A 24,808-nucleotide genomic window follows, 5' to 3' on the forward strand; every position below is an offset into this window, starting at 1 on the left:
AGTTTTTAATATTTTTTAAAATAATTCAAATTTACTTTATAAATCCACTTGCCAAAACTCTATCAAATTCATCATAAAATACCGCAAGTTGTCCACTCGCAACTCCTGAAGCGTTATTTTGTTTAAGATTTACTTTTAAACCACTTTCAAATTTACTTACTGAACAAGGCAATTTCTCGCTACGATAGCGGATCTTTACGAAGCATTCAAAACTATCTTTATCCGTAAAGTTGTTAAAATTTGAAGTCTTAAATTCGTAGTTTTCAAGCTCATTTTTTAGCCCTACGATTATCTCGTTTTTGGCTGCATCGATACCTAGAACATAGTGTGGCTCGTGAGCTCCACTAATGCTAAATCCACGTCTTTTTCCTATAGTGTAGTGCATATAACCGTTATGTTTTCCGATAGCCTTTCCGCTTACGTCTCTAACTACTCCTGGTAAGTTTGTATCGAAATACTCTTTTAAAACGTCAATGTAAGTAGTCTCGACAAAACAAATTTCACTACTCTCTTTTTGCAAAGCTAGTTCGGATATTTGAGGTATTTTTGCAGCTGCTGCTTTTATGTCTGATTTTAGTTTATCGCCTAAAGGAAATATGATATGAGGTAGTATCTGCGGATCTATATTTGCTAAAAAATAGCTTTGATCTTTGCTTTTATCGACTGCTGATTTTATAAGACCGTTTTCTATCCTAGCGTAATGTCCTGAAGCTATTTTATCACAGCCTAAGCTTTTAGCAAATTCCCATAAAGCGCCGAATTTGATCATTTTATTACAAATCGCACAAGGATTTGGAGTGAGCCCTGTTTTATAGGCATTTATAAATGGCATAAAAACTTCTTTTTTAAATTCATCTTCTAAATTTAAAACGTGTGTTTCTATCCCTAAAAAATCTCCTACTTTTTTTACTTTTCTTATATTTTCTTCGTGATATCCGGGCTTTGTATGTAACTTCATATAGCAACCTACTATATTATATCCCATATCTTGCAGATACTTAGCAGACATCGAACTATCCACGCCTCCGCTAAGAGCAACTAAGACTTTCAAATTTATTCCTTTAAATTGTATTGTAAAATAGTTGATATTATAAAACGTTTATTTAAAGTTTTTGTAAATAAGAGCGTAATATTTTTACATATTTTAAATTTTTAGCAAATGATTTTATCATAACCGCTTATAAAAACATAAAAGTATTTTAATTAAATTTATATATTTTGATATAAATATAAATTTAATAAATTAAGATACAAACCAAGCGATTTATAAGCGCTATTTTTGTAAAATCAACACAAAATTAACAAGGAATTTTAATGAAAAAACTTCTTTTGTTTTTAGTATCAGCTTGTGTTATGCTCGGAGCTAACGGAGCAAATCAACTAGAAGGTACAAACCAAGGTATGAGCCCTATATGGGACGATAACCGCCTAGTCGGCATAGACAGATACGATAGCTATTTTGGTTCGCTTTGGACATACTTGCAAGGAAACGACTACTTTTCTTACGGCGTGGCTATAGCGATAATAGCCGTTTTAGTTGCATTTAGCGCACATTATATGGTTGTAGGTCCAAAACATTTTGATCATCATAGTGGAAAAGTGTATGCTTTTTCAAAATACGTTCGTTTAGTACATTTGATCGCTGCTATCTCGTGGGTGATCCTAGTGCCTACTGGCGTGATAATGATGTGGGGAGATCTGTTTGGTGGTGGATTTTTTGTTCGTTTGATGAAAAACTTGCACGGGATAGCAACTATATTATTTGCTATAAGCATCGTTCCTATGTTTTTAATGTGGGGCAAAAGAATGCTTTTATCTCTTTATGATATAAAATGGATGATGATAGTGGGTGGATATTTATCTAAAATCAAAAATCCAGTTCCAGCAGGCAAATTCAACGCAGGTCAAAAAGCGTGGTTTTGGGTAGCGATGTTAGGCGGATTTGTGATGATACTAACAGGCGCGGCGATGTATTTTTTAAACTTCAACACTCCTGTTTTAAGTAGCGTCTTTGGACTAACTCAAGTAGAAGTCTTAAGACTCGCAGCGATAGTTCATAACATCATAGGCATAGTGTGTGCTGTCTTTTTACTAGTGCATATCTATATGGCTGTTTTTGCGATAAAAGGCGCGATACACTCCATAATAACAGGATATAAAGAGGAAGAAGAAGTCTATATACTGCACCATTATTGGTATCAAGAGCTTGTGAAAAATGGACTTATGAAGCCGTCTAAATTTGAAGTAAGCTATACGAATTTAAAATAAAATAGCCTAATTTTAGGCTATTTGCTCTTTTGTTTAACTGACAAATAAAAAATACTCTAATTTTATGATTTTAAATACTTAACTATTTCATCTATATCATCAATTACCGCATAAAGCTCTAAGCTAGAAGGAGATATCGCTTTACTAGGCAAAAGTTTTGTTTCAAAAAAATCCAAAAGAGGCTTCCAAAAATCACTGCAACAAAATATTATCTTATGTTTTCTAAGTCCTGTTTGAGCTAAAGTTAACACTTCAAAAAGCTCATCAAGCGTACCAAAACCACCTGGCATAATAACAAAAGCAAAACTTTTTTCTATGAGTTCGTCTTTTCTTTTTGATAAATTTGGTATAACTTTTGAGCTAGTACAGTATGGATTTGTCTTTTGCTCAAACGGTAGCATAACGTTTATCCCGATACTCTCGCCACCGTTTAAAAAAGCTCCTTTGTTTGCAGCTTCCATAATACCGCCACTTCCACCACTCACTATACCATAACCTGCTTTTGATATTTTATTTGCTAGTTCTACAGTTTTTTTATAGTAAATACTATCTTCATCAAATCTTGCAGAACCAAAAATAGTTACAAAATCCACGTTTTTTCCTTCATTTTTTTCGTAATTATATCAAAAGTTAGACTAAAGAACTTCACGCCAAAAATATTAACGCACGGATAAATTTAAATCCCAAGATCCTTTATGATAGTCATAGCTACTTTTTTTCCTTCACTTGCAGCTGTTACGACAAGGTCGCTTCCTCTCTTACAATCACCACAAGCATAAACTCCTGCTTTACTAGTCCTGAGCTCATCATCAGTTGCGATCCTACCTTTTTTATCTAGTTCTATACCATTTGCACTTAAAAACTTTAGATTTTCAACGTCAAATCCCAAAGCACACACGATCACATCAGCATTTAGCATAGTTTCGCCACCTTTTACTATCTCTACACTTGTTCCTTTCAAGATCGTTTTTGAGATATTTAAAGCCACGACTTCGTTATTGTCATTTACGACTATATCTTTTGGGGCAGCGTTAAATATAAAGCTTGCTCCCTCTTCTCCTGCATTTACATACTCTTTTTTGCTTCCTGGCATACTAGCAAGATCTCTTCTATATATGCAAGTAGCACTAGTGGCGCCTTTTCTAAGAGCGCTTCTTAAACAGTCCATAGCAGTATCGCCACCGCCTATAACTACTACTTTTTTACCGTTTAGATCTAAGCTTACACCATCTTCTTTGTACTGCTCTTTTTGTATGATACTTAGAAAATCAAGAGCTTTATAGCAACCATTAGCGCTCTCGTTTGCAAGTCCTAAAATCTTGCCTGTTCTAGCTCCATAAGCTAAAACTACGGCGTCAAATTCGCTGATAAGTTCTTCAAATTTAGCGTCATCTACAAAAGTATCCGTATGAAAAGTACAGCCTGCTTCACTTAGTAAGTTTACTCGTCTTTCGACCACGCTTTTATCTATCTTAAATCCAGGAATTCCATAAGCCAAAAGTCCGCCTGCTCTCTTACTAGCTTCGTAAATTTGTACGCTCACGCCCTCTCTTATAAGATAAGTTGCAGCTGAAAGTCCTGCGGGACCTGAGCCGATGATAGCTACTTTTTTGTTTTTAGGCTCTACTTTTGTAAATGGCTTCATACCGTTGTTTAAACCATTTTCGCTTATAAAAGTCTCGATAGCACCTATCGTTATAGCGCCAAAATTGTCATTTAAAGTACAAGCGCCCTCACAAAGTCTATCTTGCGGACACACGCGTCCGGTGATCTCGGGATAGGGATTTGTTTCGTTGCTAAGCTTAAAAGCCATATCAAAATTCGAAGTAGCAACGTTTAAAAGCCAAAACGGTATGTAATTATGAAGCGGGCACGTAAAATGACAAAATGGATTTGCACACTGTACGCATCTGCTAGCTTGCTCAGTAGCGTTTTGCAAGTTAAAAATTTGATATATTTCTTTGAAGTCTTTTACTCTTTCGTTCTCATCTCTTTTTATTATCTTCGCTCTTGAGCGTTTTATAAATTCTTGCATATTAGTCTCCCTCGGCTGGATTTAGTGGAAGTTTGGTCATATCTTTTGGTTTAACCATCCAAAACTCTCTTATGGTATCTCTAAAATTGTCAAGTATATACTTTGCTCGTACGCTTTTAGTCTCATTATAATACACTTTTAAAAGCCTTTTAAAGAAATGACGAACTTCATCTAACTCATCTGTATCTATACGCAAAGCGATGACTAGCTCTTGGTTTAGTTTGTCTATAAACTCTCTTTTTTCATCCCACACAAAAGCGATACCGCCAGTCATTCCTGCACCGAAATTTATACCTGTTTCACCGAGTATCGCTACAACTCCGCCAGTCATATACTCACAAGCGTGATCTCCCACGCCTTCTACAACAGCAGTTGCTCCAGAATTTCTTACGCAAAATCTCTCTCCTACTATACCACTAGCAAAAAATTTACCACCCGTAGCACCGTAAAGACAAGTATTTCCCGCAACTGCAAAGTAGTTTTGAGGATCATTTGGGGCGATCACTATACGACCGCCATTCATACCTTTTCCGACATAATCATTTGCGCTTCCTTTTAGATAGATAGCCATTCCACTAGCTAAAAACGCTCCTAAACTTTGACCAGCGATACCGTTTAAATTTATTCTTATAGTTTGGCTAGCAAGACCTTTATTGCCGTAAAATTTAGCTATCTCACCGCTGATAAGAGTGCCAAAGCTTCTATTTTGATTGCAAATTTTCTTATCTACTACAACTCTTTCGCCTGGGTTTTGTATAGTTTTATATATTTCTTTAAGTACGCTTTTTTCAAATTCATTCTTATCAAACGGCTCATTTTTCTTACCGCTACTTTTATTATCACCAGGAACTACTCTAGTAAGCTCACTTAGATCAAATTTAGAACTATTTGGCACTAAAAGCTCGTTTCTACCGATGATATCATCTAAACTCTCATATCCCATTTTAGCTAGTTCGAGTCTAACGTCCTCAGCTAAAAGAGTAAAATAATTAACCGCTCTATCTACACTTCCTACAAATTTATCTCTCAAAGCCGGATCTTGAGTAGCCACGCCCTCGCTGCAACGATTTAGATGACAAATTTTTAAAACCTTACAGCCAAGTATCACTAAAGCCAAAGTTCCAAAAGCATAGCTCTCTGCGCCTAATAGTGCTGCTTTTATGATATCGGCTCCTATCTTTAGTCCGCCATCAGTTTGAAGATGAACATTGCTCCTTAGATTATTTACTTTTAAAGCGTTATGAGCTTCGATGAGACCAAGCTCCCATGGATTGCCAGTAAATTTGATACTGCTCCAGTTTGCCGCGCCCGTTCCTCCATCTCCTCCGCTTATCACTATCTTGTCGGCGTAACACTTCGCAACTCCAGCAGCTATAGTTCCTACTCCAGCACTCGAAACAAGTTTGACTGCGATAACCGCTCTAGGATTTATCTGCTTAAGATCAAAGATAAGCTGAGCAAGGTCTTCTATACTATAGATATCATGATGAGGCGGTGGCGATATGAGAGTAACGCCAGGAGTCGTATAACGAAGCGTAGCTATAAGCCCAGTTACTTTATATCCCGGAAGTTGTCCGCCCTCGCCCGGTTTTGCACCTTGAGCAAGCTTGATCTGAATTTCATCTGCACTTGCAAGATACTCAGGTGTTACGCCAAATCTTCCACTAGCGATCTGTTTTATACGTGAGTTTGCCGCACTTTTTAGTCTATCTTCAGCCTCTCCGCCCTCGCCTGAGTTGCTCATAGCTCCTAGTTTATTCATAGCTAAAGCTAATGTTTCGTGCGCTTCTGGAGATATAGATCCAAGGCTCATAGCAGCACTATTAAAACGCTTTAAAATGTTACTGATAGGCTCGACTTTATCAAGACTGATAGGCTCACGATCGCTTTTGATATCCAAAAAGTCCCTTATCATCTTTTTACCGCGATTTAAAACCGCATCTCTTACTTTAGCAAAATCATTCATATCCGCAGTTACACTGGTTTTATGAATTTGATTTATGATAAATGGCGTATAATCGTGGAATTCGTCTTTATCAAGGTATTTATAAAAGCCACCAAGTTTTAAAGGCAACAGATGATTTGTATAGTTAAAAGCTTCTTTGTGATACTTAAGAACTCTATTTTCTATATCTTCGTAGCCAAGACCGGCTATAAGAGCAACCGAAGGAGAAAAACACTCATCTACTATATTTTGACTAAGACCTAAGATATCAAATAAAGCCGAATTTTTATAGCTTCCGACTGTAGAAATTCCCATTTTTGACATAGTTTTTAGAAGTCCTGCATTTAGCGCGTGATGGATATTTTTAAGTCCGGCTTTTATATTTGTACTATCTTGCGATCTCAAAATCTCATAACCGCTGGCAAAAAGCAAATACGGATAAACAGCGCTTGCACCGTAGCTTATCATCATAGCAGAGCTATGAGAGTCTAACAACTCACCGCTTACGGCGATGATACTGACTTTGTATCTAATACCTTCTTCTATCAAGGCTTGATGGACTCTACCTACTGCCATAGCCATAGGGATGGCGGCATTTTTCTCATCTAGCCCTCTATCGTCTAGTATGATGATATGGATACCGTTATTTACGGCATTTATGACATCATAAACAAGATCTTCTAAACTGCCTTTTAAATTCTCGCTAAATAATGTACTAAAAGTTTGATTTTTAAATTCACTTTGATATCTGGGACTAGACTCGTCACCAAAGCTCTTTAGAACTTCAAACTTTTCTTGCATAAGGATAGGAGATATCGTTTTTATACGCTTTGCATGTAGCTCACTCTCTTCAAGGAAATTTCTATTTTCGCCAAAAGTCACGTTTAAGCTCATTACTACCATTTCACGAAGTGGATCGATAGGCGGATTTGTTACTTGAGCAAATTTTTGTTTGAAAAAGTCGCTAAATCTCCTTTGATGCTCACTAAATGCAGCCAAGCTCGTATCATCCCCCATAGAACCAGTTGCTTCTTTACCGCTAGTTAGCATTGAGTTTAAGATCATCTCTTTAAATTCATTAGTTACGCTAAAGTTTCTTTGCATCGCGTGTAAATTTGGTAACTCGTAGTCACTGTAGCTTTCAAAAGGCACTTCTACGAATTCTTCAAGATGTATCATATTTTCATTTAGCCATTTAGTATAGTTTTGGCTATTTTTGATATAGTCGTTGATCTCGTCGTTTTTCATAATCTTACCATACTTTAGATCTAGCCCTATCATCTGACCGCTTTGAAGTCTGCCACGCTCTTTGATACTTTCTTCATCTATATCAAGAACGCCATACTCGCTAGATATCAAAACTCTATTGTCTTTTGTTATGATGTATTTTGCTGGACGAAGACCATTTCTATCCAAACAACAAGCTATAAATCTACCGTTTGTAAAAGATACTGCAGCTGGTCCGTCCCAAGGAGCGAAGTTTGGGCTCGTGTATTCATAAAACGAACGAATTTTTGCATCCGTATAAGGGCTATTTTGCCAAGGTGCAGGCACTACAAGCCGAACAGCTTTGAAAAAATCCACATCGTTCTCTATCAAAAACTCAAACATATTATCTAAGCTTGCGCTATCGCTTCTATCACTTTTTGTGATAGGAAGCATTGTATTTAGCTCTTCAGTGGTAAATACACGACTTTTTAGACATTTTTCTTGAATACTCAAATTTACACGGTTTGAGCTGATAGAGTTTATCTCTCCGTTGTGAGCGATAGTACGAAATGGCTGCGCTAAACGCCATTTTGGAAGTGTATTTGTAGAAAACCTCTGATGAAATAGAGCAAAACTTGTCGTAAAATCAGGATCGTTCAAGTCTTTGAAAAAAGTCTTTATATAAGTAGGCATAATAAGACCTTTATACACTATGACTTTATCTGAAAATGAACATATATAAAAGTCGTCATCTTCTTGCAGTGTTTTTTGGATCTCGCGTCTAGCTAGATAAAGTAATGATTTAAAATACTTTTTGGCGATTATGGTATTTGGCGTGATAAAAAACTGAACTATCCTAGGAAGAGTTTCAAGAGCCAACTTTCCAAGTGCGTCTTCATTTATAGGAACTTCTCTTTTTAGGATAACTTTTAGATCGTTTTTTAGACAGATCTCTTCAAATTTATCTATATGCTCTTTGGTTTTTAGAAAAACCATAGCCACGCCAAATTGCTCAGGAAGCGATACTCCATAAGCCTTTGCGGATTTTTTCATAAAATTTACGGGCATAGAAAAAAGCAGTCCGCAACCATCACCGCTTTTACCATCGCTGGCTATAGCCCCTCGGTGCATCATACGCTCAAGTGCAGTTATGGCGTCGTTTGTATTTTGATAGCTAGGAATATTATTTAAATTTGCTAGCAAGCCAAACCCGCAATTGTCTTTGAAAGAGTAAAGCCTATCCATATTGTTCATATTCGCCCCTTTTTTAAATTCAAAAAATTGCGAAATATTACCAAAAAAATACTTAAAATTTACTAAATATGATAAAATCGTTATTTAAAATTTTTATATATCTTATTTTTACTTAAAAATAAATAAAATAGTATTTTATTCTATAATTTTACACCAGAGAAGCTCATCATTATCAAATTTTGTAGTGTGAAGTATATGGATCTTTAGATCTAAGCTTATATTTTTACCAGATTTAAACTCGTTTGATCTATATATCAAAAGCCATTTTATTCTTTTATCTAAATTTGAAAGTGCGTTTCCACCTCCTTCGTACATAACAAATTTACGCTCAAAAGCAGGGTCTAAACTACTTGAAATCTCAACATTTCTATCTTTTACGCTAAATAAAGGAATGCTTTTATCAAAGTCCTTGCTATGAGAATATACTAAAATATCAGGATCCACGCCACCGCTTATGAGTCTAGTATCAAGAGTAGGCAGATCGGTTCTAACACTATTTCCACCGATGATGAGCATATCTACTAAAGATCTTAGTTTATGAGTGTGAGTACGGCTTAAAAGATTTGATATCGTGCCGCCACTCGCGACTCCATTTTGGCTAAGAGCTATCTTAAAAAATGTAAAATTTCCATTGCTCCAAGTCCAAAACGGCTCTAAAAGTGAATCCGCTTCACTCTTACAAACTCCTAGTTTTGTTTGAATTCCGTGTTTTCTTAGTATGTCTTCACCACCGCTTGCTTGCTTACTAGTATCTTTTGCGCCTATAACAACTCTTTTAAATCCAAGTTTGCTTAAAAGCATAGCACAAGATGGAGTGCGTCCTTGATGAGAACAAGGCTCAAGCGTTACATAAGCCACCATATCTTTGAGCAAATTTGAGTGATTTTGTAAAATAAAATCATAAATTTCATTTGCATTTTTAAGACGTCCTAAACTATTTACGTAATCACTATTTATCTGACAAAGCGCTGATTTTACGGCATTTAACTCGGCGTGAGCGTTTCCTGCTTTTTCGTGTGCTTCTATAGCGAGTATCTCGCCACTGCTTGAAACTATGACGCATCCAACCGCTGGATTTGGGTAAGTAAGGAGCTGAAACTCCCAAGCTCTGTTTATAGCTAAGCTCATATAAAATTCATCACACATTTTTTATCTCTTTTTTTCTAGTTTTTATTATTATAATTTATTAATGATTAAAAAGCTATAGTAGATGGGAAATTTAATTTTTATATGATATTTATTGTAACTTATATAAATTTTGCTTACTTTGTTTTAATAATTTGTCAAATTTAAGCATTACTATAAGATAAGATTTTGGTTTTTATTTTTTCAATTATATAAAGTTTTCATATCTACTGGTCATAATTTTTCATATAGAATATAATAAAAATATCTTGTATATTCGGCAAAGAAATTATTTCTGTATTTTGTAAATAAATAATGAAATATTACTTTTTCTATTTTTAATACTAAAAAATATAAATATATGTTATAATTGCACTCAAAAATTTAAAGGTGTAGTTCATGGAATATATACTTGATTGCGAGAACAATGACGGATTAAAAAAATATTTTATAGCAGAAACAAAACGAAACGCGCTACCGATAATTGTAAAATGCAACGGAGCTATATTTAAAGTAAAGAAATATATAAAAGCTTCTAAGAGTATAAAGAAAAGTAAAATAGTAGAAAAAGTCTATAACGGCTTTTTCTATGATGTGTGTGCGTTAAACGTGAATAAGTGGCAAGAAGTAGAATGGTAATCACCACTCTATATATGTTTTTGCCTTTTTGATATCTACAAATTTTATATCGTTAGAAACCCCATCTATATCTACAGTAATTTTATCATCAGTAGCAGATAAAACCTTACCTTTTAGCTCACTTTTATCATTTAAGCTTATTTTTACCAGCTCGCCGACGCTAGCTTTAAAATGCTCTATTTTGCTAAGTTTTCTTTCGATTCCTGGACTTGAAACTTCTAAAACCCAGTCTCCACTAACTGGAGGCATAACATCATAAATAGGCGAAAGTAGTCTGCTGACGGCTTCGCAATCATCTAAATTTACACCACCGTTTTTTGTGATATACACTCTAAATATAGTCCTGCCATTATCGTTTGCTATTTCTGTGTCATATAAATTTACACCGCATCCAGAAACTAAAGCTGCTAAATCCGTCATTTGTTACCTTTTTGTAGTTCGCTTGAGATCTTATCAAAAACCTTATCTATACGGTTTTGATACTCTAGTCTATCATCAAATTTAAAATGAAAATTCGGAGCTCTATACCAACCTTCAGCCGCTATACAATGATTTTGAATATGCTTACACACTCTTTTTAAATGACTAAGAACATAAGCTTGTTCTTTTTCATCAAGCATCATTTTATCAAGATACACAAAAGCGTCATATCTACCTTTTTTACACTCAACATCAGTAACGCAAAGTCCTTTTAAATACGCATCTTCTAAAGTGCTAAGAGCTTCTGGGATAAGCTCTTTTAGTATACTCTCCGTTCTTAGTCGTTTGACTTCGGCAGCATTCATAGTTCCGCCTTGTTTTGCACTTCTTTATAGCTTTCTATATAATCGCCCTCTCTCATATCGTTATAACCCTCTATACCTACACCACATTCATAGCCTTTTGATACCTCTTTTGCATCATCTTTAAATCGCTTTAACGAGCTGATATTTCCCTCAAACACAACGATACCCTCACGAATAACTCTTATCTTAGCACCTCTGTGGATACTACCATCAGTTACCATACATCCTGCGATCTGTCCGATCTTTGGTACGTTTATAACTTGTCTGATAACTGCTTGACCAAGATCTTCTTCGCTTATTATCGGACTCATAAGACCGCTTAAGAGCGCTTTTACATCATCTATAAGATTATAAATAACGCTATATGTTTTTATCTCTACGCCTTTTTCTTTTGCTTTTTCTTTGACTTCGCCAGTCGGTCTGATATTAAAACCGATGATAACGCAGTTTGCGCTTGCACTAGCAAGACCAACGTCGCTTTGGCTTATACCGCCTACTCCAGCATGGATTATATCTACTTTTATCTCATCGTTTCTTAATTTTTCAAGGCTAGCTTTTATAGCTTCTAATGATCCTTGAACATCTGCTTTTATGATAACTGGAAGGCTTTTTAACTCACCTTCGGCTATTTTTGCACTAAGTTCATCAAGAGTTACTTTTGTAGATTTACTAAGCTCTTTTTGTCTTAAATATTCATATTTTTTAGCTGCATATTCACGCGCTTCTTTATCTGTTTTAACGCTGATCAAAGTCTCTCCAGCATCTGGAACTTCACTAAGTCCTATGATGACACCACATTCGCCTGGTTTTATAAATTTTAAAGTCTTGCCCTTGTCATCTTGCAATGCCCTTACTTTTCCATAAGCCACACCAGCAACTATAGTATCTCCTACTTTCAAAGTTCCGTTTTCTACTATGATAGTAGCCACTGGTCCGCGACCTTTTTGAAGCGAACTTTCTATAACAGTAGCTTTTGCTTCTCTATTGGGATTTGCTTTTAGCTCCAAAATTTCAGCTTGAAGAAGAACTATTTCTAGCAGATCTTCGATGCCCATACCTGTTTTAGCTGAAATCGGCACAAACTCGTAATTTCCACCCCATTCAGTAGGTAAGATATCTAACTCAGCAAGTCCTGTTTTTACGAGATCTGGATTTGCATTTTCTTTATCCATTTTATTTATAGCTATGATGATAGGTACACCGGCTGCTTTTGCGTGATTTATAGCTTCTTTTGTTTGAGGTTTTACTCCATCATCTGCTGCTACGACTATGATAACTATATCAGTTACGCTAGCTCCACGCGCACGCATAGCCGTAAATGCTTCGTGTCCTGGAGTGTCTATAAATGTTATATTTTTGCCATTTTTTTCAACCATATAAGCACCAACGTGCTGAGTGATACCGCCAGCCTCTCCGCTAGCTATGCGTGAGCTTCTTATATAGTCAAGCAAACTAGTTTTACCGTGATCTACGTGGCCCATTATAGTGACAACCGGAGCTCTTGTTTCTTCATGCTCGTCAATATCTATTTCTTCATCTTCATAAGCTTTTACGTAATCAAACGCTTCTTGCGTATCTATGATGTTGATCTCTATACCAAACTCTGCACCAAGTATCTCTATCTCGTCTTCTTCTAAAAAGTCGTTTTTAGTCGTCATTTTTCCTAACATAAATAGTTTTGCTATGATATCGCTAGGAGATTTTTTTATCTTATCTGCAAATTCATATAGACGTATCTCTTTTGGAATATTTACACTAGTTATCTCTTCGTTTTCTTTATCTTTTACAACTTTTTTATGTTTTTTGCGTGAATTTCTTTGAATTCCACCTTCAAAATTATAAGTATTGTTTTGCGCAGGTTTATAAATGTTTAACTGTTTTTTTACCGTATTTTGACGTTCAACTTCGATAGGCTTTATGGTAAAATCAGGTAGAACTACGACATTTTCATCTTCTATAACTATATCATCGCTAAAGTTTATCCCGGCTAATAAATCGATTTTTGCTGAATTATCTTTTTTAGATACAGGAACTATTTTTTTCTCTTTTTTCTTCTTTTTTAAATTATCGTCGTTACTGCTAAATATAGCCTCTAGTGCCTTATTAGCCGGTTCTACGGCTTGTCTTTTTTGTGTCGGTTGTTGGGCTGGAATTTCTTCTTTTTTCTTTTTTACTATTATCAGCCCTCTTCTTTTTGCAAGACTGGTACTAGCTAAACTCTCTTGTTTTTGCTCCATTTTGTTCTCTTGGGGTTCTTGTTTTTTTATATCATCTTGCTTTTGAACGCTTGGTTCTTTGGCTTGTTCGTTTTGGGTATTTACTTGAATTTCTTGTGTTGGTTTTTTATCTTCTTTTTTAATAACCTTGGTCTTTTGTTGATGGCTCTCTTTACTTTTCTTTTCCATATCATCTGGTTTTTTGCCAAATTGAACATAGTCGTAAAGTTTAGCTGCGTCCTCTGGCGATACGGCGCTAGATGAAGTAGTGACCTTAAAACCAAGCTCCTTTGCTTTTTCTAAAATCTCTTTATTTGAGTAACCAAGTTCTTTTGCTATCTCATGAATTCTAATATTGGCCATCTATGAGTATCTCCTTTAAATTTACACTATTTTTACTAAACCTTGAAAGTGGCTTTTTTAGTTCTTTTCTATCTTTTTGCATACAGTTTTTACACAAGTAAAATGATCTTGTATTTTTTGGATTTGGTATTATCTCATCATCAATAGAAGCAAATTTAAAAAGTTCATTTTGAAAGAATCTACCCTTACAAACCACGCACATTCTTATCGGTTTATGATTTTTGTTCATATTATATCTTAATTTTCTTTATTTTTGGCTTTAGAGTATCATAAATCCGTTATTATCAAGCTCAAAAACTTCAACTTTAAAATCAACAAATCTCTGTTTTAACAGATCTTTTAGTCTATTTGCATCGTCTTTGTATATCAAATTTAAAAAACTAGAACCGCTACCAGATAAATTGCTCATCAAGGCCCCGTTGTTGTAGGCTAACTCTCTGACTTCAAAAAGCTCATTTAGTCCTTGCATACGGATCTCTTCGTGCATCTTATCTATACTTGCTATCTTTAAATTCGCATAATCTTTACTCATAAAACAAGCCGTGAGATAAGCCGCGTGAGATACGTTGCTAACGACGTCTTTCATAGAGTATGATTTTGGTAGCTTTCCTCTGGACTGTTTTGTACTCATAGCGTTATTTGGTATCACGACTACGGCTCGAAGATCTGAGCTTAAGTCCATTTTGTGTGAATACACAACACCTTTATGAACGACATTTGCGGTAAATCCACCCCAAACAGCCGGAGAGATATTGTCTGGATGATTTTCAAATTCCAAAGCTCTATTTAGCACTTGCTGTCTATCTACTTTAAATCCTGAAATTTGATAAGCCAAAGCTATTGCGCTTACAATAACAGAAGAGCTACTACCAAGGCCTCTGGAAAACGGGATATTGTTAGTAAAAGAAAACTTAAAATTTGAATGTTTACCTGTAAGTTCAAATATAATTTGATTGAAGATATTTATAAACGTATTATTTTTTCTAAGACTTATCTTGTCGCTTCCCTCGCCGACTATGGAAACAGAAGTAAAGTTTTGTGGCGAAACGACAACTTCATTATATAATTTTAAAGCTAAACCAAGACTGTCAAATCCTGGACCCAAATTTGCACTCGTAGCTGGTGTAAGTATCTTCAAAATCTCTCCTAAATCGCATCTATAATATAATTTGGGAGTGTATCACAACTTCTATTTAAATTTGATAAATTGCTAGGCAAGCTAAATGGTGCTGGCATAACTTTTTTTAAATTTACGCTCCCGTTTTCATAGACGAAGCTCATATTTTTATTTGCTCTAATGGCACCGTAATTATTTAGCTCAAAGCCACTAACTGCGTAAAAATCGCAATCTTTTGCAATACAATACGTCTTAAGCACGACATAAGATACTTTTAAACCCATAAAACTACCAGGAGTATTTGCATAAGTTATGCTTTTGATCTTAAATTTGCTTCCGATCTGAGATAAAATGCTTATCAAAGCTTCGCTTGCTCTATCATCGCTTGATATAGTATTTATTAAAACATCATTTTCGTAAATTCCCACAAGAAGCGGAGACGAAAGAGCTACGACTAAAATTTCAACCTGTTTTATGCAAAAGCCTTTGCGTATTCTGGTTCTTTAAGCCCTTCTTTTATGGTAACTATCTCATAGTTTTTTTCATCAGCTAAGATAGCTTTTGTTAGCTTATGGTTAAGATCATGACTTCCTGCATAAGCCTCATAATCCCCAACCATAGGTGCTCCAAGCAAGCTTATATCTCCTATCGCGTCAAGAATTTTATGGCGAACAAACTCATCTTCAAATCTAAGCCCCTCTGGATTTAAGATATGCGTATCATCGATAACAACAGCATTATCCAAGCTTCCGCCAAGCGCTAGCCCCATAGCGTTTAATTTTTGAACGTCTTTTAAAAATCCAAAAGTTCTAGCGCGTGCTATTTCATTGATAAAGTTTTGTTTGCTAAACTCAAACGTATAGCTTTGCTTTCCGATAACTGGATTTTCAAATTTGATGGTATAGTTAAATTTAGGATTTTTGCTAGGACTTACTTTTACGTATTTATCGCCCTCTTTTATCTCAACGTCTTTTTTTATCACAAGAACTTTTTTATCGCCATCAAGCTCCTTGATCCCAGCTTCATCTAGCATCATACAAAAGCTTATCGCGCTTCCGTCCATAACAGGTACTTCGTTTGCGTCTAAAACTATTCGGATATTGTCTATCCCATAGCCATTTATGGCTCCAAGAAGATGTTCTATAGTAGAAACGTAGCCTTTTTCATTTCCAACTACAGTCGCCATTTGCGTATTTATAACATTTTTTGGCTCAGCTCTAAAGCTAGTCCCCAAATCGCTTCTATAAAAAACTATACCCATATCTTTTTCTAACGGTTCGAGTATGATCTTGATCGGCTCACCTTTATGCAAACCGATACCTACTCCCTCGACCTTTTTTGCTATCGTTGTTTGTTTCAAATTTATAATCCTCATCAAATTTTATGCAAAATTATATCAAAAAACCGGTAAATAAAATTTATCGATTAGAAATTTAGATCAATAATTCCGCGCTAAAAGCAATTACCGCTCTTCCTGTTATCTGTACAAGAGTCGGTTTAGTGCCGTCTTTAGTTACATTTACTTCCATCACGCCTGTGCGTCCTATCGCTTCGCCTTGCATAGCTTTAAATTTAAAACTTTGAAAATCGTTGTTTCCAAATAGACCATAATGCACAAGGTACGCCCCTAAAGGTCCATTTGCATTTCCTGTTACAGGGTCTTCATTTATCCCTATCGCAGGAGCAAACATACGTCCATGCACTAGAATTTCAGCATTTGGATCTAGTGTAAAAACATAATACCCATTGCAACCTATCTCTTTGCTAAGCGATATCAAAAGTTCGAAATTCGGTTTTAAAGAGTGTAAAACAGAGTTTGAATTTATAGCTATCATTACTTTTGAATGCCCTGTAGATGCGATGCAAACCGGACATTTTGAGTTTAGATCATCACTCTTGATACCAAGTGCTTTGATAAGCTTTTGTACGATCTGCCAAGAAAAAGGTTCGCCGATTTGGATTTTACCTTGAGTCATCACTATAGAATAATCATCGCCGCATCTGTTTATATCTACAAGAAGGTTTCCGGCGCCTGTTTTTTGCACTACTTTAGTAGAGTCTAGTCCAAGCTCTATAGCTCTAGCGTAATGAGCGGCTATAGTAGCGTGACCACATATAGGAACTTCGCTTGTCGGAGTAAAAAAGCGTACCCAAACATCATGACTCTCATCTTTAGGGGACAGAATAAATGCGGTTTCTGAGTTATTTAGCTCTCTTGCTATACGCTGCATCTGCTCATCGCTAAGTCCATCGGCGTTTATCACTACTCCAGCTGGATTGCCATAAAGCTTTTGAGTAGTGAACGAATCGACTTGATAAATGCGGTATTTCTTCATAATTTTCTCTATTTTATATAAATTTACAGCTTATTTTAGTAGCTATTTTTTATCTATAACCTGTTTTGAGAGTTCAAGCACATCATAGATGTTGTCTTTCATCCATTTAGTATCCATCCACTCTTCTGGTCTGACTTCCACGCCTTGAACCAAAACTCCAAAGTGTAAGTGATCACCTAAAGCTAGACCGCTAGTACCAGTCGTACCTATGAGCCGATCAGCAGATACCCTATCTTTTGTATTTACCACAGAACTGTTACAGTGGCCATAAAGCGTATAAAGCCCAAATCCGTGATATAAAATCATATTTAAACCATAAATTCCATTATCTGCGTTAAAAGCGACTATCGCATTGTTGCTTGATACGATATCAGCTCCAGCCGTACTTGCAAGATCTAGCCCTAAATGCCAACTTTCACTTACGTTTTGTCCATTGTAAGTATAATACCTATGATCACCAAAACTAGCAACCGCAGCGCCATTTTTAAGAGGATAAAAAGGTTTTACGTAAAATGAGTTTATAGACTCTTCTGGAACGACTGAGGTTATCTGCGCTATTTTTTTCTCATTTGATATCCTAAGCGTTTCGTTTATAAATTTAAATTTAGCCAATTTATCCATAGAATCAGGATCATTTGAGTGCATATTTGTAAGATCAAGTATCTTACCGTCTAAAAATCTATCATTCAATGCTATTTTTGAAACCCTATATTTTCTATCTTGTAAAAAGTATTTTATCCTCATAGAACTTCTGTTTTTTGCTTTATCAACCGCAACTATATCTGCGCTAAAATCATCTACGCTAACAGGCCAAGCAACCAAAGAAGCGTAATATCCTTCTTTGTAAAACGGTGTAGCTTTAAATTTCTTACCATAACTTGTCATAATATAAACTTCGTCTAAATTTGGATCGCTAGCTCTAAATACAACTGCTGCAGAACCACCTTTTGCTATCTTGTATGATTGATTTAGCGCGTAAAGCTCCGGTCTTTTCGTGTCTATCTTTAGCTCTGCTTGTGTGGTAGCTTCGTTTCCTCTAAAAAAATTCCATTTACTATTATCAGTCGCTTCTACGATAAGAGTATAATTTTTCTTTTCATTAAATGTATTTCTTTTTGGGAAAGAGATATTAAACGAGAGTTGTTTTGGCGTATCTTTAAACTCTTGGCTCATAACTACTTGAGATGAAGCGCCGTCATTTAGTATAACTTTTATAAATTTAATACCGCTCTCATCTTCTATCTTTATAGGTATAGGATCTTTTAAATTCCAGTAAATTTGAGATTCAAGAGCCACTTTTGGGCTATTTTTTTCAAACATACTAGAGTTTAAAACCCCAAAAACACCGGCTACTAAAACCAAAATGATAACTATATAAACTAAGCTTTTAAGTCCGTTATTTTTTCTCATATTCTACCTTTATTTACATCTAATTTTATGATTTTATCAAAATAATTATAAATTTAACTACAAAATATCTCTAAGTTTTCTAGCAGTGTTCATCCACTCTTTTAATTCGTCCCATTTTTCGCCTTTTATCAAATCTTGACAAATTTGAAGCTCATTTTTAAACGAATCAATCGCGCTGACAAGATTATTTTTATTTTGCTTAAATATATCCACCCACATTTCAGGACTTGACTTTGCGATACGAGCCATTCCGCTAAAACTACCACCAGCTAGCAACAAAATATTTCTTTTATCTTCTTCTTTTAGCGTAGCATTTACCAAACTATAGCTAATAGCGTGAGGTAAATGCGAGATGATACCTACATGATGATCGTGGCTTTTTGCGTCCATAAAAATGATCTTCATACCGGCGTGACTTAGTATCTCAACCGCTCTTTTTATATGCTTTTCGTGCGCATTTTTATCATCGCATACTACTACAACAGCGCCGTTTAAAAGAGATTTAAACGCTGCTTTAGGACCGGAGTTTTCAGTTCCTGCCATAGGGTGAGCTGCTACGAAATTTTCTCTTATTTCTTTTGGACATTCTTCTAATATTTTAGATTTCGTAGAGCCAAGATCTACTATCGTAGTATTTTTGGGTATATCTTTTAGATCACCCAAAACCTTTATGATGGCTTCAACAGGAATAGCTAAAAATATCATATCGCAAGTACGTTTCATCTCTTCAAAACTGATGATCTTATCAATCAAACCGAGCTTTAGAGCGTCCTCTTCATTTTGCTTATTTAGATCATAACCGCTGACACTAGAGATGATCTTCATATCCCTAAGGGCTAGACCAAGAGATCCGCCTATAAGTCCGAGTCCGATTATTCCAACTTTCATATATTTCCTTGATAATTTTTTCGCAATTATACTTTAAATTTAAAAAAAGTTTTATTACGCTATCAAATTTGTATCGCTTTTTTAAATTTATTGTATGTTAAAAGTATTTATGATAGTATGGCAAAAATTACTTAACTTTAGGCAAAAATTAATGAAAAAAATTTTCTTTTTAAGCTTAGTTGCAGCGTCCGCGCTAAATGCTGCTACTATAAAATCCATAACATACAAAGGGCTTATCCACTTATCAAACGATATAGCAAATGATATCTCTGGATTAAAAATAGGCGATAATCTAACTGAACAATCCTCAAATCAAGCTATTTTAAATTTATATAAACAAGGATATTTTAAAGATATCTACATAGAAGAAAATGACGGAAACGTTATTATAAATTTCAAAGAAAAACCTACGATAGCAAAACTTGATATAGAAGGTGTCGTAACAAATGATAAAAAAGCTATTGATGGCATACTTGGCATAAAACAAGGTCAAATGTATGATGGCGTAGGCATAAAAAAAGCAAAAGAGAGAATAAGACAGTTTTATGAAGCAAAAAGTTATTTTGATACCGTTGTAGATGTAAAAACAGTTCCACTTCACGGAAACGAAAATGCGCTTCAAGTCATAATGACCGTAAATAGAGGCGAGAAAATCACTATAGAAAATGTAAATTTAGAAGGTGCAAAAGTTCTTGATTACTCAGATATAGAACCGGCTATAGCAAATAAAGAACGTGAATTTATGGGCTGGATGTGGGGGCTAAACGACGGTAGCGTAAAGATATATGAACTCCCAAACGATCCATCAAAGATCAAAGAAGAATACCTAAAAAAAGGTTATCTTGATGCTAGTGTTTCTAATCCGTATTTAAATACATATTTTGATAATTACACAGCCGATCTTACTTATTATATAAACGAAGGCGAAGCATATAAAGTAAGTAGTGTAAGCATAGAAGCTCCTAGTGAGCTTGAGCTAAATACGGATGAGATCATAAAAGGCTTCAAACTTGAAAAAGGCGATAGACTAAATTCTGCTTGGCTTAGAGGCGATGTAGAAAAACTTGAAAATATAGTAGCAGACAAAGGCTATGCTTATGTAAAAGTTTATCCGCAAACTCAAAAAAACGAGACAGATCATACAGTAGATATAGTATATCAGGTAGTTCCAAACGATCAAGTATATATAAGAAACGTTATAATCTCCGGAAACGACAGAACAGTAGATAGAGTTATCCGTCGCGAGATGTACTTGACTGAAGGAAATTTATACAACAGAAGTGACCTTGTAGATTCTAAAAATGCACTTAAAAGAAGTAGTTACTTTGAAGATGTAGAAATAACAGAAAATAGGATAAGTAAAGATCAAGTAGATCTAGAAATAAAAGTAAAAGAAACTTCAACAGGTAGTATAACAGGCGGTATAGGATACGGAACGAGTGATGGTCTGCTTTTAAACGCTGGAGTAAGCGATACGAACGTATTTGGTAGCGGATACAAAGGCAGTATAAGCGTCGATAAAAGCGATGACACTCTTAGCGGAAATATAGGACTTACAAACCCTAGAGTCTTTGACTCAGAATATAGTCTTGGCGGAAATATTTTTGCAAACGACTATGAGTGGGATGATTATAGAGAGAAAAACTACGGAGCTTCTATAACAGGTGGTAGAAAGCTAGGCAGATACGTAACGGCATTTCTAACATATCAGATCGAACAAAGCAAGATCAGCGGTTTGGATCAGTTTTATAAAGCAGCTGGATACCAAAACGGTACGAATTTAAAAAGCTCATTAATACCTGGTATTACATTTAACAACACTGATGACTACTACTTGCCAAGAAGCGGTATCATAGCAGGTACGAACTTTGAGTATGCAGGAGTCGGCGGAGATATTGAATTCGTAAAAAATAAAACAAATTTTAACTATTATTTTGGACTTAGGGATTATATAGATTATGATTTGATCCTTAGATATAAATCGAATTTTGGTTATATATGGAATAGTGATGATGCTAAACTTCCTATTAATGAAAAACTATTCTTAGGCGGTATAAGAAGCATAAGAGGATACGATAACAGAAGCGTAACTCCAAAAAAAGCCATAACCATAAACGGAACTACAAAAAATATCGATATGGGTGGTAAGATAGCGTTTAACAACTCAGCAGAGCTAAGCTTTCCTATCATAGATCGTTTAAAAATGCGCGGGGTTTTATTTTTTGATTACGGTATGATAGGCGATGATAGTTTAAATGAGATAAAGCGCTACAGTACAGGTGCTGGTATAGAATGGCTAACTCCTATCGGACCGCTTCAACTTATCTATGCTAAAGCATTAAACGACAAACCAGGCGACGATACAAGTAGCTTTGAGTTTTCTATAGGCAGAAGATTTTAACGCATAAATTTGACCGGAACTACCGGTCAGATCCTTTTTTATATTTTACAACTCACTCATATAAGAATTGTCATAGACACCTTTTATACGCTTTGCTATAACACTCTCCCAACCACTACTTAAAGTCTTTAATCTCTTAAATTTATCCATCAAATTTAGATGATTTTTTGGATCATAAAAAAGCATATTTACTTCCATTACGCTCATACAAACTTCGTCCTTTTTTACGATCTCTATCTCATCGCCGCGTTTAGCGCTTCCTGCTTCTAAAACACGGTAATACCAGCCAGTTAGCCCAGTTTTAAATATCTCTTTAGTAAAACCTTTATCGTCCCAAACACCAGATATCTTAAAACAAGGTTTTCTAGGCTGAGATACTTGTAAAACAAGCGAACCTATTTTGTGTATATCGCCCACGCATACTTTATTTTCATCTAGTCCATCTATGCATAAGTTTTCACCCATAAAGCCGATCTTCATATCTTTTTTTAGATATTTCGACCAAATAGCGTAATTTTGCAAACTATTTGCAAAAACCGCTTTTTCTAGTCCACCATGGTTTTTAGTATCACTTACACAATCGCCTATAAAGCCCATTTGAGTGCAAAAAACCTCACCATTAATGCTATCTTTAAGCATACCCGTTTCAAAAACGACTTTTATGTTTTTACCCTCTTCTACTCGATGCAACTTGCCTATATGCAAAGAATGAAGCTTCATCTCACCTCATTTCCAAAAAATATTCTAAACATTAAATTCGCACTTTCTTTAGTAAAATTCGATATAAACTTATCAAACACCGGACGCTCTTTCCAGATAGGATTTTCCACTCCGCTTAAGATCTCAAGCTCTTTTTTAGCGTCACGATAGCTTTTGATTCCGTCTATCAATCCAAGCTTTAGAGCGTCATTTGCTAAAAACACTCTAGCATTAGCCCAAATATCCACGTCGTTTAAATTTAGCTTTCTAGCTTTTGCTACGTCACCGTAGAACAGCTCATAACTTTTATTAACCAAATTTTGAAGCTCATCTTTTTCTGCTTTACTCCACGCACGATAAAACGCACCAGCTTCTTTAAATTCCCCGGCTTTTATGGTTTGAGTTTTGATGCCTATTTTATTTGCTAACTCTTCTATATTTGCACCTTGCATTATCACGCCGATAGATCCTATAAAACTTCCACGGTTTGCATAAATTTTATCCGCCCAAATACTAGCGTAATAACTTCCACTCGCCATAGTTCCACTCGCGTAAGCAAGAACCGGTTTTTTGGCTTTTAGCTCACGCAAAGCGTCGCTTATGGCAATGCTAGGAGCCAAAGCGCCACCTGGACTATCTACGTCAAATAAAACGCCCTTTATAGACTCATCATCCATAGCTTCGTAAATTTGATCTAAAACCGTTTTTTCATCAACTATAGCGCCATTTAGAGATATCTGCGTTAAATTTGGATTTGAAACCTTATCGCCGCTAAATAAAACAAGCGCTACGATAAACAAAAAAACACACGTTTTAAAATACGTATTGATAAATTTAAAAATAGCCACAAACGGCGAAAATATAAGCTTTAAAATTTGCATTCATCACCCTTTATAAATAATTTTTTAACTTCTTTTGTATGCAGTATGAGCTCAGTTGCTAACTGAGTGCTATCTCTAACATCAAGCCCTTTATATACTGCTATATCAGCAATCCTTCCACTAGATAAAATACCTAAATTTAAATTTAGCGCCCTTGCCGCCCAGTTTGTAGAAGCCAAAAGAGCAAATTTAGCTAAGAAATTTAGCTCAAATTCACAGTGTGTCCATAAAAACGCTCTAAGTTCATCAAAAAAATTCAGACTGATGTTTGAGCTAAGCCCGTCTGTTGCGATATTTAAAGATAGATTCTGTTCTATTATTTTATTTAAATTTAGTCTTCTTTGTCCTAAAAGCCTATTTGAGACTGCGCAAGTAGTAACGCTATGTAAGTTTTTATCAAAAAACTCAAGATAATCATCACTCCAAACGCAGTGAGTAAAAAGCGCTCTCACGCCGCTAAAATTCGCTAAAAATTGACTTGGAGAGTAAAGCGGAGTGGGATTTGGAGTAAAGCTTGATAACCAAGATTTAAACTCGCCGCTTCCACTTTCTAGCCACATTTTTTCATGTTCGCTTTCTAAAAAATGAGTGCTAACTAAAAGATCTTTCTCTCTAGCTAAATTTAGTGCTTTTTTAGTAAGTTCTGGGTGCGTAGAATATGGCGAATGGACAGAGATAGCCGGTATAAATTTATCGCTTTTATACTCTAAACTTGCATTAAATCTAGTCATAAATTTATCAAAACATTCATCTATTGCTTTATCATTTGTACCTAAAATTTCATTAAAAAAAACAAATCTAGCTTTTGAATTCGCACAAATTTCTGTATCTTTTCCAAAGCTTGAGATCTCGCCTATCGTGCTAACTCCACTTTTTAAGATGCTTGTTATAGCTTCTTTCATGACCAAGTTTTTAGCCTCATCGCTTAAGCTATCTCTAAAGCTTATAACGCTTTTTAACCAAAGCAAGAAATCGCCATAATCAAGGCTTGAAACATTAGAGCTAAACTCCAAATGCGTATGTGGATTTATAAACGCCGCAGAGATGATATCATTCGAAAAATCAAAAATTTCAGCGTCTGGATACATCAAAACAAGTTCATCAAATTTACCTATAGATCTTATGATCTCATCAAAGGCGATGCTCATGTTTTGCAAGATATCAAATTCATCATTGCAAGTTATTATGTATTTGGCTTTTATTATTTTCATTATATTGTCCTAACGTAAAAGGAAAA

21 protein-coding genes are annotated in these 24,808 nt (G+C 35.3%); 3 read left to right on the forward strand and 18 right to left on the reverse strand.

What is annotated here, in order from left to right; all coding sequences use genetic code 11:
- Nucleotides 1-31 precede the first annotated feature (31 nt).
- Complete coding sequence (gene mnmA / locus CHHT_RS07600; protein ID WP_034962040.1) at nucleotides 32-1,051, reverse strand: tRNA 2-thiouridine(34) synthase MnmA; 1,020 nt, start codon at nucleotides 1,049-1,051, stop codon at nucleotides 32-34.
- A gap of 263 nt (nucleotides 1,052-1,314) precedes the next feature.
- On the opposite strand from mnmA, the gene CHHT_RS07605 reads away from it, so the two are divergent.
- Nucleotides 1,315-2,268 carry a formate dehydrogenase subunit gamma gene (locus CHHT_RS07605; RefSeq protein WP_074898788.1) on the forward strand — a complete coding sequence of 318 codons (954 nt, stop codon included), beginning with the start codon at nucleotides 1,315-1,317 and terminating at the stop codon, nucleotides 2,266-2,268.
- Nucleotides 2,269-2,330: 62 nt separating this feature from the next.
- Here the strand turns inward: CHHT_RS07605 and CHHT_RS07610 are convergent, their stop codons facing one another.
- The 4 genes from CHHT_RS07610 to ribD all read right to left on the reverse strand — a co-directional run bounded on the left by CHHT_RS07610 (nucleotide 2,331) and on the right by ribD (nucleotide 9,857).
- Nucleotides 2,331-2,861, reverse strand: a complete 531-nt coding sequence (locus CHHT_RS07610; RefSeq protein ID WP_034962037.1) for an LOG family protein — start codon at nucleotides 2,859-2,861, stop codon at nucleotides 2,331-2,333.
- A gap of 83 nt (nucleotides 2,862-2,944) precedes the next feature.
- The gene (locus CHHT_RS07615; protein WP_034962035.1) at nucleotides 2,945-4,303 is read right to left on the reverse strand and encodes a glutamate synthase subunit beta; all 1,359 of its coding nucleotides are present in this window, start codon (nucleotides 4,301-4,303) and stop codon (nucleotides 2,945-2,947) included.
- A 1-nt stretch (nucleotide 4,304) separates the two neighbouring features.
- The gene (gene gltB, locus CHHT_RS07620) at nucleotides 4,305-8,702 is read right to left on the reverse strand and encodes a glutamate synthase large subunit (RefSeq protein ID WP_074898793.1); all 4,398 of its coding nucleotides are present in this window, start codon (nucleotides 8,700-8,702) and stop codon (nucleotides 4,305-4,307) included.
- A 144-nt stretch (nucleotides 8,703-8,846) separates the two neighbouring features.
- On the reverse strand, nucleotides 8,847-9,857 hold the full coding sequence (gene ribD / locus CHHT_RS07625; RefSeq protein WP_034962032.1) for a bifunctional diaminohydroxyphosphoribosylaminopyrimidine deaminase/5-amino-6-(5-phosphoribosylamino)uracil reductase RibD: 1,011 nt from the start codon (nucleotides 9,855-9,857) through the stop codon (nucleotides 8,847-8,849).
- 378 nt (nucleotides 9,858-10,235) lie between these two features.
- Here ribD and CHHT_RS07630 point away from each other — a divergent pair, with 378 nt between their 5' ends.
- Nucleotides 10,236-10,475 carry a hypothetical protein gene (locus tag CHHT_RS07630; protein ID WP_034962029.1) on the forward strand — a complete coding sequence of 80 codons (240 nt, stop codon included), beginning with the start codon at nucleotides 10,236-10,238 and terminating at the stop codon, nucleotides 10,473-10,475.
- Here CHHT_RS07630 and rimP read toward each other — a convergent pair whose 3' ends face one another.
- The 10 genes from rimP to CHHT_RS07680 all read right to left on the reverse strand — a co-directional run bounded on the left by rimP (nucleotide 10,476) and on the right by CHHT_RS07680 (nucleotide 19,590).
- Nucleotides 10,476-10,895, reverse strand: a complete 420-nt coding sequence (rimP, locus tag CHHT_RS07635; RefSeq protein WP_034962027.1) for a ribosome maturation factor RimP — start codon at nucleotides 10,893-10,895, stop codon at nucleotides 10,476-10,478.
- Entirely contained in the window at nucleotides 10,892-11,260 is a 369-nt protein-coding gene (gene rbfA / locus CHHT_RS07640; protein ID WP_034962025.1) for a 30S ribosome-binding factor RbfA, read from the reverse strand. The genes rimP and rbfA overlap by 4 nt, the downstream gene beginning before the upstream one ends.
- Complete coding sequence (gene infB / locus CHHT_RS07645; RefSeq protein ID WP_034962024.1) at nucleotides 11,257-13,839, reverse strand: translation initiation factor IF-2; 2,583 nt, start codon at nucleotides 13,837-13,839, stop codon at nucleotides 11,257-11,259. The genes rbfA and infB overlap by 4 nt, the downstream gene beginning before the upstream one ends.
- On the reverse strand, nucleotides 13,826-14,068 hold the full coding sequence (locus CHHT_RS07650) for a DUF448 domain-containing protein (RefSeq protein WP_034962023.1): 243 nt from the start codon (nucleotides 14,066-14,068) through the stop codon (nucleotides 13,826-13,828). The genes infB and CHHT_RS07650 overlap by 14 nt, the downstream gene beginning before the upstream one ends.
- 30 nt (nucleotides 14,069-14,098) lie before the next feature.
- Nucleotides 14,099-14,977, reverse strand: coding sequence for a homoserine kinase (thrB, locus tag CHHT_RS07655; protein ID WP_034962022.1), 879 nt, complete (start codon nucleotides 14,975-14,977; stop codon nucleotides 14,099-14,101).
- Nucleotides 14,978-14,985: 8 nt separating this feature from the next.
- Nucleotides 14,986-15,384, reverse strand: a complete 399-nt coding sequence (locus CHHT_RS07660) for a glycoprotease (RefSeq protein ID WP_232051117.1) — start codon at nucleotides 15,382-15,384, stop codon at nucleotides 14,986-14,988.
- Between the two features lie 44 nt (nucleotides 15,385-15,428).
- Nucleotides 15,429-16,316, reverse strand: coding sequence for a UDP-3-O-acyl-N-acetylglucosamine deacetylase (lpxC, locus tag CHHT_RS07665; RefSeq protein ID WP_034962020.1), 888 nt, complete (start codon nucleotides 16,314-16,316; stop codon nucleotides 15,429-15,431).
- Between the two features lie 73 nt (nucleotides 16,317-16,389).
- Entirely contained in the window at nucleotides 16,390-17,292 is a 903-nt protein-coding gene (locus CHHT_RS07670) for a PhzF family isomerase (RefSeq protein ID WP_034962017.1), read from the reverse strand.
- Nucleotides 17,293-17,334: 42 nt separating this feature from the next.
- Nucleotides 17,335-18,702, reverse strand: a complete 1,368-nt coding sequence (gene pgp6 / locus CHHT_RS07675) for a peptidoglycan metallopeptidase Pgp6 (protein ID WP_034962015.1) — start codon at nucleotides 18,700-18,702, stop codon at nucleotides 17,335-17,337.
- A 57-nt stretch (nucleotides 18,703-18,759) separates the two neighbouring features.
- On the reverse strand, nucleotides 18,760-19,590 hold the full coding sequence (locus tag CHHT_RS07680; RefSeq protein ID WP_034962013.1) for a prephenate dehydrogenase: 831 nt from the start codon (nucleotides 19,588-19,590) through the stop codon (nucleotides 18,760-18,762).
- 151 nt (nucleotides 19,591-19,741) lie between these two features.
- Between CHHT_RS07680 and bamA the strand changes: the two genes are divergently transcribed.
- Complete coding sequence (gene bamA / locus CHHT_RS07685) at nucleotides 19,742-21,991, forward strand: outer membrane protein assembly factor BamA (RefSeq protein WP_034962011.1); 2,250 nt, start codon at nucleotides 19,742-19,744, stop codon at nucleotides 21,989-21,991.
- A gap of 45 nt (nucleotides 21,992-22,036) precedes the next feature.
- Here the strand turns inward: bamA and CHHT_RS07690 are convergent, their stop codons facing one another.
- From CHHT_RS07690 to mqnF, 3 genes are read right to left on the reverse strand one after another with little or no spacing between them, the layout of a single operon-like run.
- On the reverse strand, nucleotides 22,037-22,711 hold the full coding sequence (locus CHHT_RS07690; protein ID WP_034962008.1) for an MOSC domain-containing protein: 675 nt from the start codon (nucleotides 22,709-22,711) through the stop codon (nucleotides 22,037-22,039).
- Nucleotides 22,708-23,571 carry a signal peptide peptidase SppA gene (gene sppA / locus CHHT_RS07695; RefSeq protein ID WP_034962006.1) on the reverse strand — a complete coding sequence of 288 codons (864 nt, stop codon included), beginning with the start codon at nucleotides 23,569-23,571 and terminating at the stop codon, nucleotides 22,708-22,710. Before sppA ends, CHHT_RS07690 begins: the two co-directional genes overlap by 4 nt.
- Entirely contained in the window at nucleotides 23,559-24,782 is a 1,224-nt protein-coding gene (mqnF, locus tag CHHT_RS07700) for an aminofutalosine deaminase family hydrolase (RefSeq protein ID WP_034962004.1), read from the reverse strand. Before mqnF ends, sppA begins: the two co-directional genes overlap by 13 nt.
- Nucleotides 24,783-24,808: the final 26 nt, after the last annotated feature.

This window comes from Campylobacter hyointestinalis subsp. hyointestinalis (genome assembly GCF_013372145.1).
In the GTDB taxonomy this organism is placed as follows: Bacteria; Campylobacterota; Campylobacteria; order Campylobacterales; family Campylobacteraceae; genus Campylobacter; species Campylobacter hyointestinalis.